This window comes from Pseudomonas sp. HMSC057H01 (assembly GCF_001836405.1).
In the GTDB taxonomy this organism is placed as follows: Bacteria; Pseudomonadota; Gammaproteobacteria; order Pseudomonadales; family Pseudomonadaceae; genus Pseudomonas; species Pseudomonas aeruginosa.
Genome location: NZ_KV828496.1, coordinates 66,126 through 79,797, shown reverse-complemented (window position 1 = coordinate 79,797; position 13,672 = coordinate 66,126). Strand labels below are relative to the sequence as shown.

Here is a 13,672-nt window from a genome sequence, read left to right as displayed (position 1 = left end):
TTCAGGCGTCGGCCAGGGCCGGGTTGGGATTGACCAGCACCTTGACCTGCGACTTGTCGCGCAGCAGGGCCTCGAAACCGTGCTCGACGGCCTGCTCCAGGGGCACGCTGCGGGTCACTGCGCGGGCCAGGTCGAGGCGGCCATCGGCGAGCAGGGCGATCAGCTCCGGGTAGGCGTCGCGGTAGCCGACGCTGCCGAGCAGGCGCAGTTCGCGGTTGACCAGGTCGAAGGCGTCCAGCCTGACCTCGCCCATCAGGCTCACCAGCACCAGCTCGCCACCCTTGCGCAGGCTGGCCAGGGCGGCGTCGAGGCTGGCCTGGCTGCCGGCGGCCTCGAAGGCGCAATCGAGCGCGCCGCCTTCGCGCAGGCGCGCCGCCGTGTCGCCGTCACGGGCGTCGAGCGCCCGGCTGGCGCCGAATTCGCCGGCCAGGGCGAGGCGCTCGGGACTGACGTCGACCGCGGCGATGTCCTCGATTCCGCGCAGGCGGGCGAGCATCACCAGCAGCAGACCGATCGGGCCGAGCCCGAACACCGCGCAGCGCTGGCCCGGCGCCAGGCTGCTGCGGCGCAGCGCGTGCAGGGCCACGGCGGCCGGTTCGAGCACGGCGGCCTGGCGGAAGCCCACCGCGTCCGGCAGGCGGTGCAGCATGTAGGCCGGCACCCGCGCGCGCTCGGCGAAGCCGCCGTCGCCCATCAGGCCGATGAAGCCCATCGACTCGCAGAGGTTGTAGCGGCCTTCCCGGCAGTAGCGGCATTCGCCGCAGCGGTATTCCGGCTCCACCGCGACGCGGTCGCCGATGCGCAGTCCCTCCACGCCAGGGCCGAGCGCGGCGACCACGCCGCAGAACTCATGGCCGAGGGTCAGCGGCGCGCGGCAACCGGACAGCGGGTGCGCCTCGGCCTGGGGAATCGAGTGCGGGCCGCTCTGGTATTCGTGCAGGTCGCTGCCGCAGATGCCGCAGTAGGCGACTTCCAGTTCGACTTCGCCGGGCCGCGGCGCCTGGCGTTCCAGTTCGCTCAGGCGGAGGTCGCGGGCGGCGTGCCAGCGCAGTGCTTTCATGGTTGGTTTCCTTGCAGGACGGAGGTAGGCGCGCTGCGCTGGCGCGCCAGCACGGCGGGCGCGGTTTCGCGCAGGAACAGCGAGAGGAACGCGGCGAGCAGGGCGCCGCCGCAGGACATCCACATGACGATGGACAGGTCGAAGCGGTCGGCGGCGAAGCCGGCCACGGTCGGCGCGAGGAAACCGCCGACCAGTTCGCCGAGGCCCATGATCAGGCCGAGGGCGGTGGCGATGACGCCGCGCGAGACGGTCTCCGCCGGGATGGTCGCCATGAACAGGGTGAAGCAGCCGAGCCCGGTGTAGGTCAGCAGCAACAGCAGGCCGAGGCTGGTCGCGTTCGGCGCATAGAGCAGCGCCAGCGGGCAACACGCGGCGAGCAGGGAGAACGCCACCAGGGTCGGCCGACGGCCGATGCGATCGGATATCGCCGGTACGGCGAAGCCCCAGACCACCCAGGCGACGCCCAGGCAGCTCATCAGCCTGCCCATGGTCGCCGGGCTGAAGCCGCGGGCGTTGACCAGGAAGGTCGGGGTAAAGGAAATCAGCACGATGAACCAGGTGACGAATACGCAACTGATCAGGGTGCAGAGCAGGATGTTGCGGCTCTTCAGCAGTGCCAGGCGCTTGCCTTTCGCGTCCTCCGCGCGCGGCGCCGGGCGCTGCGCACGGGGCGGGTCGGGACGCACATGGCGCCAGATCAGCCAGGCGATCAGCAGGCCCGGCAGCAACGAGACGATGAAGGCGTGACGCCAGCCGAGGGCTTCGGCCAGGGCCACCAGCAGCGGCGGGCCGATCACCGCGCCGAGCAGGCCGGCCGCCGAGCCCTGTAGCAGGCCCATGTTGAGGCCGCGGCGATGCGGCGAGGAGGCCTCGACCATCAGCGATTGCGAGAGCGGCAGGATCGGCCCCTCGGCCAGGCCCATGATGCCACGGAACAGCAGCAGGCTGAGGAAGCCGCCGACCAGCCCGGACAGCGCCGAGCACAGCGAGAACAGGATCACCGCCACGATCAGCAGCGGCTTGCGCTGCCCGCGGCGGTCGGACCAGGCGCCGACCAGCGCGCCGGATACCGCCCAGGCCAGGGCCAGCACCGAGGAGAGCATGCCCAGGTGGCTGTTGCTCAGTTGCAGCTCCTGTTCCATGAAGGGAAACAGGAAGGACAGCGCCAGGCGGTCGAAGAAGACGAAGCCGAAGGTCAGGAACAGCACGCAGAGCAGGACGTTTTCGTAACTGGCGGAATTGTTGTTATGCGCCATGTCGGTCTCCAGGCCGGGCGGGCCGGCCGGCGGGGAGGCGCGCATCCGCCGGGGCGGCGCGCGCCCGGGGTCAGCGGAACAGGGAGTCGATGTAGGCGGCGCCGACGCCGATCTTGTCGTAGTGCGCGCGGCACATCGCGATGTAGTCGTGGACGTCGAAGATGCCGTCCGCGTTGCCCTTCTCGTCGAGCCAGACCAGCGGCCCCTTGACGATGAAGAACGCACGCATCGGCTGCTCGTGCTCGTAGGCCACCAGGGTGTGGCCCTCGCCGGGCGTCTCGTAGACGAAGTCGCCGGCGGTGGCGGTCCAATCGTGCTCCAGGTAGCCCCACTTGCCGCTGATGGTGTAGGCGAACACCTCGTGCGGGTGGTAGTGGCGGTTGACCAGGCCGGCGCTCGTCGCCATCAGGATGTCGCACCAGCGGTTTTCGCTTGGCGAGATCCACAGCGGACGCGACTTCACGGTCTCGGTGAAGGGCACGTAGAGGCGCTCGTCTTCGGTCGGCGCGTTGTGCAGGTAGACCTCGGGCTTGGCGTCCGGCTTGAAGCAGTCGGGAATCGGTTGCAGGTCTTTCCAGAATTCACGGGTGGCGAGTTCGGGCATGGGGCGGCCTCTGTCGTTGTTATCGTCGGGCCGACTCTAGCCATGGGCGGGCCTCCGGGTTTGACCCTGGCGGCCAGGAAACTTGCGCTTTTCGGACATGGCCTGGCGCGACCCGCGACGCGCCGCCAAGCTGGCCTGCCCAGCGTCGGAGCCGGCTGGAGGGCGATTGACGGAGGAAAGGATTCAGATGTTAATGACGGGGTGCCAGGCGCCTCGCCGACCGACCGCGACAGGTCGGCGGAGCGGCCCGGCGCCTGGCCCCGGAGGCCTTGCCTGAGGTCCGGGAGGTCCACGCAGCGTTCGACGAGAAGAATAAAAATGCCCGCACATGCCTTGCTCGAAATCCGGCGGGCCAGCACCCAGGACATTCCCCTGGAGCAGCGGCTGGCGTTCTGGGAGGACTACAACGCTTCCATCCTGGTTGGCCTGAAATGTTCGTCGTATTCCCAGGTCGGCTTCGCCGCGACCCAGGACAACCTCTGCCTCGAACGCCTGCGGCTGGCCCGCATCGGCGGCAACGAGCACGTGGTGGAGCGCGACCGCTCGATGATCCGCGCAGTGCCCAAGGAGTCGATCTTCGTCTCCCTGGTGCAGGGCAGCCAGTCGTTCTTCTACCAGGACAACGGCTGCAACCTCCTGCAACCGGGCGAGCTGGTTATCTACCGGACCGACAAGCCCTACCTGTTCGGTTTTTCCGGACCGATGCGGCAGTTCATCTTCGACATTCCCCAGGACGATTTCGCCGAGCGCTGCCTGCGCGACTTCAAGGGACCGCTGAAGATCGGCGCGGAAAGCCCGGTGCAGCGCCTGCTGGTGCGGACCCTCGGCGAGCGTACCCGGGATTTCCTCGACAGCCCCCATGGCGAGGATGCCGAGCGCTACCAGGAGGAAGCCTACGACCTGCTGGCGAGCATCATCAGCGACCATGCCGGCGAGCACCGCGCCAGCGCCCTGGGCGCGTCCTACCTGCTGGCGGCCAAGCAGTACATCCAGCAGCACCTCGACGAACCCGCCCTGAGCTGCGAGCGGGTGGCCGCCGCCACTGGCGTCTCCAGCCGGCACCTGGCGCGGCTGTTCGCCCAGGAAGGCAGCTCGCCCGGGCGCTACCTGCAGGAGCGGCGCCTGGAGCGCGCCCGCCAGTTGCTCGCCTCGCCCCAGGGCCGGCGCCTGGACGTCGCCGAGGTCGCCTATCGCCACGGTTTCTCCAGCCAGGCGCATTTCGCCCGGGCCTTCAAGGCGCGCTACGGGATGACGCCGAGCGAGGCGCGTGGCCGCTAGACCCGATTACCGTACCTTTCCTCCTCCTACTGCCAAGGACCCGTTCCGTGACCGACAAGAAAGAGCAGATCGCCCGTTTCATCCAGCACGAATTTCCCCAGACCCGGGTCGTGGTCGAAGCCGTCGGCGAGCGTAGCGCCACGGTCTGGCAGGCGGTCGACGCCAGCGACCTGCGCCCCGGCGGCACGGTCTCCGGGCCGACCCTGATGGCCATCGCCGATGTCGCGCTGTACGTGGCGGTACTGGGCGAGATCGGCATCGTCCCGCTGGCGGTGACCACCAGCCTGACCATCAACTTCCTGCGGCGTCCGGCGGCGGACCGCCGGGTGGTCGCCGAGTGCCGCCTGATGAAGGTCGGCAAGACCCTGGCGATGGGCGAGGTCTCGCTGTTCTCCGAAGGCGACGCGGAACCGGTCGCCCATGTGGTCGGCACCTACTCGATCCCACCGGCGCACCGCCGCTGAGGGCGGCGCTCAGGCCACCCGGTGCGCCGCGCGCTGGTGCGCTTCCTCATCGGCGCGGCGCTTGAGGTAGGTGCGGGTGGCCACCGCCGGCGCGTCGCTGGCAACGGAGATCTCGTAGCTATCCTCATCGGCCTCCGCGAGTACCTTTTCCAGCGCGCCGAGGCCTTCCACGTCCTCGACGAAGGCGGCGAACAGTTGCTCGTGCATGAAAGCGCCGACGGTCTCGTCGTCCTGGGCAAAATCGCGTCCGTGGACGATGAAGTAGTGCATGCTGCCGTGGGTCTCCGGGGTGAGGATGTGCGCCGTGCGGATGTGGAATTCCGGTCGCCGCTCGGCGGGCAGGGCTGTGTCGTAGAAGGTCGCGCTGACCTGGTGCAGGCCTGGCGAGAGAAACTCCGAGGTGGTGATGCGCGCCGCCGTGGGACAGCCGTCGAGGCCGGTGGTGCGGCCCCAGACCGGCGACAGGGTGGTCGGCAGCACGTGCCGTACCAGCCGGTAGTGGCCTTCCTTCAGGTCCAGCTCATAGGGCGCCCCGGCGTAATCCGGGGTGCCGATGGTATTGGCGTGGAGGTAGGTGAGATGGGTCAGGTCCATCAGGTTCTCGTGCATGCTCACGTAGTTGCCCGGGTGTAGGAAGTAGCCCTTGGAGCAGGCCCAGCCCGGATCCTCCAGCCAGGGCCGCTGCGGCAGTCGCTTCGGGTCGGCCAGTCGCGGGTCGCCGAGCCAAATCCAGACCAGCGGGCCGCGCTCCAGAAGCGGGTAGTGACGGATGCCGACGCCGCGCGGACAGGCTTTCTGCGACGGTGTCTCGATCAACTCGCCCTGGCTGTCGTAGCGGAAACCGTGATAGCCGCAGACGATCCCGTCCCCCTCCAGGCGACTGCGCGATAGCGGGAAGGAGCGATGCGCGCAGCGGTCTTCCAGGGCTACCGCCTGGCCGGCGAGGGTGCGATAGAGCACCACGCGCTTGCCGAGCAGAGTGCGCGCGAGCAGTTCGCGGCCGACCTCCTCGGCGAAGGCGGCGACGTACCACTCGTTGAAGATGAACGACGTGTCGCGCGTGGCCATCTGCGCGGCGGCCTTGCGTGAACTGGCGATGAGATTGGCGTTGGGCAGGCTCATGAGGCGTCTCCGTGGTTGTTCTTCGGGGTCAGAGATCGAGTTCCAGGTAGTTGCCGCGGCAGCGTGATACGCAGATCAGCAAGGTTTCCCCGCTGGCCCGCTCGGTGTCGGAAAGCACATGGTCGAAGTGCTCCGGCTCGCCGGCGCAGACGCGTGTCTCGCAGGTCCTGCATATCCCGGCGCGGCAGGCGTAGGGAGGCTCCAGGCCCTGTTCCTCGAGGACTTCGAGGATGCTCTGGTGGCTTTCGACGCGCAGGCTCAGGGCGCTGCGGCGCAACTCCAGGCGGAAGGCGTCGGTGCCGCCGGACGAGGACGCCGGCGCTACTGGAGCGTCGAAGCGTTCGAAGTGCAGGCGTTCCGCGCAGCCGCTCCCGGCGTCGCGGATGGCCTGCATCAACCCGTCGGGTCCGCAGCAATAGAGTTCTTCGTCGGCACCTAGGCCGGCGATCAGCGCGGTACTGTCGAGTGGGTCGCCTTCGTCGCTGCAATGCAGCCGCGTCCGTTCGCCACCGAGCGTCATCAGTTCGGCGAGGAAGGCTGCGCGCTGGCGTTCGCGGACCGCATACAGTAGGCGCCAGTCCTTGCCCTGCGCCTGGCACCAGCGAACCATCGAGAGAATCGGGGTGATGCCGATGCCGCCAGCGACGAAACAGTAGCGCGCGGCGTCTTCGCGCAGCATGAAGTGGTTGCGCGGTGCCGCCGCGTGCAGGCGGTCGCCCGTGCGCAGTTGGCGGTGGATGAAGCGGGCGCCGCCACGGCTGTCGTCGCCAAGGCCTATCGCCAGTTGGTAGCGCTGGCGTTCGCGGCAGTCGTTGAGCAGGGAGTAGTGGCGGATCAGGCCGTTGCCCAGGTGAAGCTCCAGATGCGCGCCGGGGGTGAAGGCCGGCAGTTCGGTGTCGTCCACGGCGGCCAGCTCGACCAGCACCACGTCGCGCGCAACAGCGCGGAAATCGGTGACCTGCAGGTGCAGGCGGGAGGAAGGCGATGCGCTCATTGTCGGGGGTTCCTTCGGCAGACATGCAGCGAGGCTAGCGCTCCTCCAGTGCCGGCCTGTCCCCCCAGAGGTGGACAGCGGGTTTACCGGCGTCCGTCGCGGTTGCTAACGTGTCGGTCGAGGCCTGGACAGGACCTGCCCTTCCTCACCCATTACAACAAGAACAACGATGCGTGCCCGCCACCATGATCAGCTTCTGGAATGCCCCGCCGGGGTCGCCGTCGGCGGACCTGCGCCCCTTCGTCGAGCTGGCCTGCGCCTTGGGTGGCGAAGGCTTCCCCGCCGCTCTGCTGGAAACCCTTGGCCATTGGGTTGCCGCCCGTCATTTCAACGTGCTGCGCATCGGTGCACCGCGCCCCGAACTGCTCCTGGCCGGCACTCGCCATCGCGACGCGCAACTAGTGTGGCGCTGCTGGCAGGCCTATTCGCGGTACTACCACAGCCATGACCCGCTGTTCCTGCGCATGCAGCGCCAGCGCCGCGGCCCGGTGCCGCTGCTGGGCCACCTGCTGGCCGAGGACATCGAGTTCGATGCTTACCGCGAGGCGATCTATCGGGACAATGGCCTGAGCGAGCGGCTGTCGAGCCTGCATTGGGACGAGGAAGGCCGGCCGCTGCTGTTCAATCTCTACCGGCACCGCGAGGACGGCTATTTCAGCGAGCGCGAGATCGCCGCCTTCGAGCAGTGGGTGCCGGCCCTGCTGCAACTGCTGAGGGGGCACCTGGCCTTGCGCCGGGGACGCAGCGCGACCGACGAGTGGCGGCTGGCGCTGTTGCACCGGGCGACGGACCTGACACCCCAGGAGCTGGCGGTCTGCCTGCACCTGCTGCGCGGGTTGAGCCATGCCGGTATCGCCGCCGAGCTGGGGCTCAAGGAAAGCACGGTGAAAACCTACCGCAACCGCGCCTTTGCCCGCCTGGACATCCATTTTCGCAGCCAGCTTTTCGCCCTAGTGCAGGGCTGAGGAGGGCCGGACGCCGCCTGTGGGGCGGCTCCGGAGAGAGGGGTCAGGCGGCTCGGCAGGCTCGCTGCAGGCGATGGAAGCTGCGGCTGAAGTAGACCAGGCCGTCGCCCTGTTCGAGGACCTGGATGTCCTCCAGCTCCAGCAACAGCACCGAATGGGTGCCGATCTCCTGGACCTCGGCGATGCGTCCCTGCAGGTTGGCCAGGGCGCCGTGCAGCACCGGCAACCCGGCGAGGCCCTCGCGCCAGTCGTGGAGGGCGAAGCGGCGTTCCATCGGGACCTCGGTCATGCCGGCGAAGTGGCGGGCCACCTCTTCGTGTTCGCCGCTGAGGACGTTCACGCAGAGCCGGCCGTTGGCCTTGAACACCGTGTTCATCTCGCTGTTGCGGTTGATGCAGAGCATCAGCGTCGGCGGGCTGTCGGTGACCGAGCAGACCGCGGTGGCGGTGATCCCGCAGCGTCCGGCCGGGCCGTTGCTGGTGATCACGTTGACCGCCGCCGAAAGATGCGCCATGGCGTTGCGGAAGGCTTGCTGCCTGGGTTCGAGCTGGGACATGGGAATAACCTCCGGACGCGACGCGGGCGTCATTGGCGGATGCGGTCGAGCACGTTGATGTCGTCCGGGTTGTGCAGGTGCGGCACGGTCCAGCCGTTCTCGTCGTAGTCGCCCATGCACTGCTCGACCATGCCGAGCATGCCCTTCATCGCCCCGCTGCCGACCGCCTGGCGCAGGGCCTGCATGCGGATCTCGTCCTGGCTGCCGGCGTAGTTGATCTCGTACAGCTCGTGGCGGCCGCCGAACTCGCTGCCGATGGCGTCCCAGAGCAGCTTGAGGATCTTGATCCGCTCCCGGTGGCCCATGCCGCCGGAGCCGCGGCAATAGGTGGAGAGGTACTTGTCGAGCTGCGGATTGTGCAGGTCGCGAACGCCGGAGGGCAGGTAGATCAGGCCGCTGGCGACCACCTGCTCGATGGTCTTCTTGATCTCCGGGTAGGCCTGCGGCGCCAGCACGCGGTAGGCCTGCAGGGCCTCGGCGCTGGGTAGGAAGGCGCCGCTGTACCATTCGCTGGCGTTGCCGTACATGGCGTCGGTCAGCGACCAGAACAGGTTGCGCCAGGCCACCACTTCGCCGACCTGCGCCTGCACGCCGCGGAACTCCAGGGAGCCGGTGCATTGCAGGGCCTTGTAGAGGGCGCCGGTGATGAAGTCGAGCTTGACCGCCAGGCGGGTGCAGCCCTGCATCGGGAACAGCCGGCCGAAGCCACCCTGGGGGAACCACTGCTTGCAGCGCTCGAAGTCGCGGTAGATCAGTACGTTCTCCCAGGGGATGAACACCTTGTCCATCACCAGGATCGCGTCGTTCTCGTCGAAACGGCTGGACAGCGGGTAGTCGAACGGCGATCCGGCGATACCCGCCACCAGTTCGTAGGAGGGGCGGCAGATCAGCTTCATGCCGGGGGTGTTCATCGGCGCGATGAACATCAGGGCGAAGTCGGTGTTGTCGCCGAGCAGTTGCGCCGAACCCTGGCCGACGAAGTTGTAGTGGGTCAGCGCGGAATTCGTGGCGACCACCTTGGCGCCGCTGACGACGATGCCGCCGTCGACTTCCTCGTCCACCGAGATGAACACGTCCTTGACCTGGTCCACCGGCTTGTCGCGGTCGATCGGCGGGTTGACGATGGCATGGTTGAGGTACAGGCAGGCTTCCTGGATGCGCTTGTACCAGGTTTTCGCGTTGTCCTCGAAACGCCCGTAGAAGCCCGGGTTGGCGCCGAGGGCGCTGCCGAAGGCGGCCTTGTAGTCCGGGGTGCGGCCCATCCAGCCGTAGGTCAGCCGCGACCACTCGGCGATGGCGTCGCGCTGCTGGCGCAGTTCGTCGGCGCTGCGCGCGTAGCGGAAGAACTTGTGGGTATAGCCGCCGTTGCCGGTATCGGTCTCCCAGCAGAGCTTTTCCTTGCTCTGCGGATCGTGCAGGGCGTCGTAGAGCCGGGCCATGGAGGCGGCCGCGTTGCGGAAGGCGGGGTGGCTGGTGACGTCCTTGACGCGGTCGCCGTAGATGTAGATCTCACGGTCGTCGCGCAGGCTGGCGAGGTACTCCTCGCCGGTGAACGGACGGGTGGCAGAGGCACGGAAATCTTCGGGTTTCATCATCGTCTCCAGTCATTGTTGTTATCTGCGCGAGAGCGCCTGGAGGGGATGATGGGACGGGGGCGGAGCGAGCTGAATGGCTTTTCCGGGGAATGAATTGCACTTTCCATGGCCCCGCGTGACGCCCGGCGCCCGGCCGCGAAGGGCGGCCGGGTGGCGGCGCGTTCAGCTTTCGGCGGGCTGCCAGGCAATCTCCAGGCTTTCGCTGTTGGCCATGCGTTGCAGGTGATCGGCGACCACGTTCTGCATGTGGGCGAGGCTGTCCTCGTCGGGGCTGTTGAGAATCATCAGGACATGGTCGGGGTGGGCGAGCAGCTCGCAGTTGGAGTCGCCGAAGTCGATGAAGCCGCGCTCGGGAGTGAGTTCGACTTCGAACTTGTGGCCCCAGTGCTTGCACAGGCGATTGACGTAGCGTGCGGCCGATTCGGTACGGACATGGGAGGTGGAGCGGAACATGAAGCGAATCCTCTCGGTTGGGGATTTCCGATACTAACCTGCTGAGAGTCATTCTTATTCATCCATTTTGCAGGGGCTTTCGATAATCGCCCGGCAAATGGCCGGCCCTTGTCCGTGGGGTAGGGCGAGCGCCAGTTGTGGGGGCGGCTGCATCGAGGCCTGCCGGGAGGTTCAGCTAGATGCCGGAGCACGCCTGGCGGATAACCGCGAGCGGTTATTCGCCCTACCGGAGCCGGCGGAAGTGTTTGCCGGATACGTCGGAAGGCGCTCTCTCTGGAGGGAGAGGGCGAACGCCAGCGGCTTCAGGCCAGCCCGCCGTTTTCCGGCAGCAACGCGCCGCCATCCACAACCAGGGTCTGCCCGGTGATGTAGCTCGCCTCGTCGGAGGCGAGGAAGAGCATGGCGTGGGCGATGTCCAGCGGCTGGCCGACACGCCCGAGGGGGATGTGCGCGGCCAGCGCGGCGGCGTCGCCGAGGCTGCCCAGCGCCGGAGTCGCGACCAGGCCGGGCTCGACGCCGTTGACGGTGATGCCGTCGCCGGCCAGCTCCAGCGCGGCGGCGCGGATGAAACCGTTGACCCCGGCCTTGCTCGCCGCATAGTGCGAGAGCCCAGGGATCGCCGTGCGCGGACCGGTCACCGAGGAGGTCACCAGGACGCGCCCGGCCACGCTGCGGCGCAGGGCGGGAAGGGCGGCCTGGGTCAGCCTGAAGCAGCTTTTCAGGTTCACCGCCAGGGTCCGTTCCAGGGTGCCTTCGTCCAGTTCCGCGAGGGCGCACTGGGGAAAGGCAGCGGCGTTGTGCAGGAGGATGTCCAACTGGCCGAAGCGCTCCAGGGTCGCGCTCACCGCTCGTCTCGCGGCGTCGTGCTCGCTCAGGTCGACGGCCAGCAGTTCGGCCGTGCCTCCGCCCAGGCGGATCGCCTCCAGGACGGCCTGGCCGCGGCTGGCGGTACGCGTCGCCAGCAGAACCCTGGCGCCTTCGGCGGCGAAGCATTCGGCGATGGCCCGGCCGATGCCCTGGCCGGCGCCGGTGACCAGTGCGACGCGGTTCTCCAAGCGCCTCACGATGGGCGCTCCAGCAGTTCGCCCAGGCAATCGCGGAGCAGGCGGTCGTGCAGTTCGACGTCCTCCGCGCGGGTCGCCGGGCAGGTCAGCGCCATGTTGTGGAATGGCGTCAAGAGCACGCCGCGGTTGAGCAGGTAGAGGTGCAGGCAGGCCTCGACCAGGCCGTTGCGTGCGTGGTGGGCCTCGCCGCCGTTGCGCGGGGCGTGGGTCATGAACAGGTACTCGACGCGCGCGCCGATGCGCGTCACGTGCCAGGGCAGGCGCAGTTCCTCGAGCGTCGCGCGGACGCCCGCCTCGAGCTGCGCGGCGAGCTGGAACATATGCCGATAGGCGTCCTCCGTCATCACTTCGGCGAAGGTCGCGCGCATCGCCGCCAGTTGCAGCGCGTTGCCGGCCAGGGTGCCGCCAAAGCCGAAATGGTTGATCGCCTGCCCCGGTCGGAAGTGCGGCAGTACCGCCCAGATCCGCTCCGCCTGCGCCTGGCTGCATCCCCAGACGGCGCTGGGAATGCCGCCGGCGATGCATTTGCCGAGGACGAAGAAGTCCGGCTCGAGGCCATGCGCGCCGCTATAGCCGGCGGGACCGCAGGAGATGGTGTGGGTCTCGTCGATGATCAGCGCCACGTCGTGGCGGCGGGTCAGTTCGCGCAGGCCGGCGTGGAAGCCTTCGGCCGGCGGGACCATGCCGACGTTGGTCATGAAGGGTTCGGTGAGCACCGCGGCGACGTCGCCATGGGCGAGGGCGGCCTCCAGCGCGTCGAGGTCGTTGAACTCCACCAGGCGGGTGGTGGCGTCGTGGCGTACGCCATTGGGGTGAACGCCCGCGCGCGGAACCATGCGCCCGGCGGCGTCGAATTCCACCTGCGATTCGTCGACGCTGCCGTGGTAGTTGCAGTTGAACACCACCACCTTGTCACGTCCGCTGAGCATCCGGCACAGGCGCAGGACGAAACGGTTGGCGTCGGTGGCCGAGGTGGTCACCTGCCAATAGGGCAGGCCGAAGCGCCGCGCCAGTTCGGCGCCGACCCACAGGCTGTCCTCGGTCGGCAGCATCAGGGTCGAGCCGCGCCGCGCCTGGCGGGCGATGGCGTCGGCCACCGCCGGTTGGGCGTGGCCGAACATGGCGCCGCTATCGCCGAGGGCGAAGTCGACGTACTGCTGGCCGTCGATGTCGGTGACGCGCGCGCCCTGGGCCTCTTTCACCAGCAGCGGGCAGTTGCCCGGCCACTGTTGCATCCAGTGCAACGGTGCGCCGTACAGCCAGTGGCGGCGGTTTTCCCGGTAGGCCTGGGCGGAGCGCGGATGCAGTTCGTCGAAGCGTCGCAGCTCGCGCTTGAACAGCGCTTCGACGCGGGCCAGGTCGAGGCCGAAGGTGGTGTCCATGGGCGTCCTCACAGGTCGTGGCGGGTCTGGTTGAGCACCTGGGCCAGGGCGCCGACCGGGAAGTTAACCGGGGTGGCGAAGTCGTCGTCCTGGTAGCCGAAGATCTTGCCGTCGGTGCGCCCGGCTTCCAGGTCGATCAGCAGCACGCCGAGGGTCGGCACGATCTTCTCGCGCCAGACGAACAGGTACAGGCGTTCGGCCAGTCGGTAGCAGTGGCAGCGGTCGGTATCGGCCAGCCCTCGCTCGGCGCCGCGCAGGCATTGCCAGGTGTAGAAGTCGGGATTGAGGTAGACGTGTTCGTAGGCCTCGCTGGCGCTGTAGACGTAGCGGTTGCGCAGGCCGACCAACTCGTCGCTGGGGACGTGCGGGCAGGCGCCGGGCTGCCACGGGCGGTCGAGGCTGCCATGCAGGAACTCGGCCTCGACGCCGGTCAGTTCCCGGCCGGCCAGGGCCCGGGAGAACAGACCCTGTTCGCAGGCCGTGCGGTCGGGCAGATGGCCGAGCACCGCGGTGAACGCCTGGTTGTCGAAGTCCAGCACCAGGCTGACCGAGACCGGCCGGCCGTTTTCCTGCTTGAGGAAATCCACCAGGTAAAGGTTCTCCCGCAGTGAACTGGCGCGGTAGTCCGACTCGCCGCTGGCACTGCCGTCGGCCAGGCGCCAGCGCAGGCGCTGCGAGTCGAAGGCATGTTCGATGACCCAGCCGTTGGCGAAGTGCAGGACCCGTTCGAGCCCGGCGAGATCGCCGCAGGCGGGAAGGACGTGGTTGTCCGGAGCGAAGCCGTCGGCCAGGGCGCCGACGGTGATCCATCCGGAATGCGAGTGGGCGGACATAGGGTTCTCCTCGTCGTGGGAAACCCATGCTGGCCTGTCTTCGAGT

Annotated in this window: 14 protein-coding genes; 3 read left to right on the top strand and 11 right to left on the bottom strand. The window is 68.3% G+C overall.

Translation table 11 applies throughout. The features are described 5' to 3' along the window. Window position 1: 1 nt before the first annotated feature. The 3 genes from HMPREF2581_RS19500 to HMPREF2581_RS19490 form a co-directional block, all read right to left on the bottom strand. A complete protein-coding gene (locus HMPREF2581_RS19500) occupies window positions 2-1,060 on the bottom strand; it encodes a 2,3-butanediol dehydrogenase (protein WP_003137583.1) in 1,059 nt (352 codons plus the stop codon). Further along, complete coding sequence (locus HMPREF2581_RS19495; RefSeq protein WP_003137585.1) at window positions 1,057-2,316, bottom strand: MFS transporter; 1,260 nt, start codon at window positions 2,314-2,316, stop codon at window positions 1,057-1,059. Before HMPREF2581_RS19495 ends, HMPREF2581_RS19500 begins: the two co-directional genes overlap by 4 nt. A gap of 70 nt (window positions 2,317-2,386) precedes the next feature. Beyond that, the gene (locus HMPREF2581_RS19490; protein ID WP_003137588.1) at window positions 2,387-2,920 is read right to left on the bottom strand and encodes a 2,4'-dihydroxyacetophenone dioxygenase family protein; all 534 of its coding nucleotides are present in this window, start codon (window positions 2,918-2,920) and stop codon (window positions 2,387-2,389) included. 318 nt (window positions 2,921-3,238) lie between these two features. Here HMPREF2581_RS19490 and HMPREF2581_RS19485 point away from each other — a divergent pair, with 318 nt between their 5' ends. Both HMPREF2581_RS19485 and HMPREF2581_RS19480 read left to right on the top strand, forming a co-directional pair. Beyond that, a complete protein-coding gene (locus HMPREF2581_RS19485; RefSeq protein ID WP_003137590.1) occupies window positions 3,239-4,198 on the top strand; it encodes a helix-turn-helix domain-containing protein in 960 nt (319 codons plus the stop codon). Window positions 4,199-4,245: 47 nt separating this feature from the next. Then, entirely contained in the window at window positions 4,246-4,662 is a 417-nt protein-coding gene (locus HMPREF2581_RS19480) for a PaaI family thioesterase (protein WP_003137592.1), read from the top strand. Window positions 4,663-4,671: 9 nt separating this feature from the next. Here HMPREF2581_RS19480 and HMPREF2581_RS19475 read toward each other — a convergent pair whose 3' ends face one another. Together HMPREF2581_RS19475 and HMPREF2581_RS19470 are read right to left on the bottom strand one after the other, a co-directional pair. Then, on the bottom strand, window positions 4,672-5,784 hold the full coding sequence (locus HMPREF2581_RS19475; protein WP_003137594.1) for a Rieske 2Fe-2S domain-containing protein: 1,113 nt from the start codon (window positions 5,782-5,784) through the stop codon (window positions 4,672-4,674). A 28-nt stretch (window positions 5,785-5,812) separates the two neighbouring features. Then, window positions 5,813-6,778 carry a PDR/VanB family oxidoreductase gene (locus HMPREF2581_RS19470; RefSeq protein ID WP_003132330.1) on the bottom strand — a complete coding sequence of 322 codons (966 nt, stop codon included), beginning with the start codon at window positions 6,776-6,778 and terminating at the stop codon, window positions 5,813-5,815. Between the two features lie 173 nt (window positions 6,779-6,951). On the opposite strand from HMPREF2581_RS19470, the gene HMPREF2581_RS19465 reads away from it, so the two are divergent. Further along, window positions 6,952-7,743 carry a helix-turn-helix transcriptional regulator gene (locus tag HMPREF2581_RS19465; RefSeq protein WP_223218622.1) on the top strand — a complete coding sequence of 264 codons (792 nt, stop codon included), beginning with the start codon at window positions 6,952-6,954 and terminating at the stop codon, window positions 7,741-7,743. Between the two features lie 43 nt (window positions 7,744-7,786). On the opposite strand, the gene hpaC is transcribed toward HMPREF2581_RS19465, so the two are convergent. The 6 genes from hpaC to HMPREF2581_RS19435 all read right to left on the bottom strand — a co-directional run bounded on the left by hpaC (window position 7,787) and on the right by HMPREF2581_RS19435 (window position 13,626). Then, window positions 7,787-8,299: a 4-hydroxyphenylacetate 3-monooxygenase, reductase component gene (hpaC, locus tag HMPREF2581_RS19460; protein WP_003093392.1), complete on the bottom strand. Its 513-nt coding sequence runs from the start codon at window positions 8,297-8,299 to the stop codon at window positions 7,787-7,789. Window positions 8,300-8,328: 29 nt separating this feature from the next. Continuing rightward, the gene (hpaB, locus tag HMPREF2581_RS19455; RefSeq protein ID WP_003137596.1) at window positions 8,329-9,891 is read right to left on the bottom strand and encodes a 4-hydroxyphenylacetate 3-monooxygenase, oxygenase component; all 1,563 of its coding nucleotides are present in this window, start codon (window positions 9,889-9,891) and stop codon (window positions 8,329-8,331) included. Between the two features lie 165 nt (window positions 9,892-10,056). After that, window positions 10,057-10,347 carry a DUF2218 domain-containing protein gene (locus HMPREF2581_RS19450; protein WP_003093387.1) on the bottom strand — a complete coding sequence of 97 codons (291 nt, stop codon included), beginning with the start codon at window positions 10,345-10,347 and terminating at the stop codon, window positions 10,057-10,059. A gap of 302 nt (window positions 10,348-10,649) precedes the next feature. Further along, window positions 10,650-11,411, bottom strand: coding sequence for an SDR family oxidoreductase (locus tag HMPREF2581_RS19445; protein ID WP_003104535.1), 762 nt, complete (start codon window positions 11,409-11,411; stop codon window positions 10,650-10,652). Then, a complete protein-coding gene (locus HMPREF2581_RS19440) occupies window positions 11,408-12,793 on the bottom strand; it encodes an aspartate aminotransferase family protein (RefSeq protein WP_003093384.1) in 1,386 nt (461 codons plus the stop codon). The genes HMPREF2581_RS19445 and HMPREF2581_RS19440 overlap by 4 nt, the downstream gene beginning before the upstream one ends. Window positions 12,794-12,801: 8 nt before the next feature. Next, window positions 12,802-13,626 (bottom strand): molybdenum cofactor biosynthesis F family protein, encoded by an 825-nt coding sequence (locus tag HMPREF2581_RS19435; protein WP_003111033.1) that lies wholly within the window; start codon window positions 13,624-13,626, stop codon window positions 12,802-12,804. Window positions 13,627-13,672 lie beyond the last annotated feature (46 nt).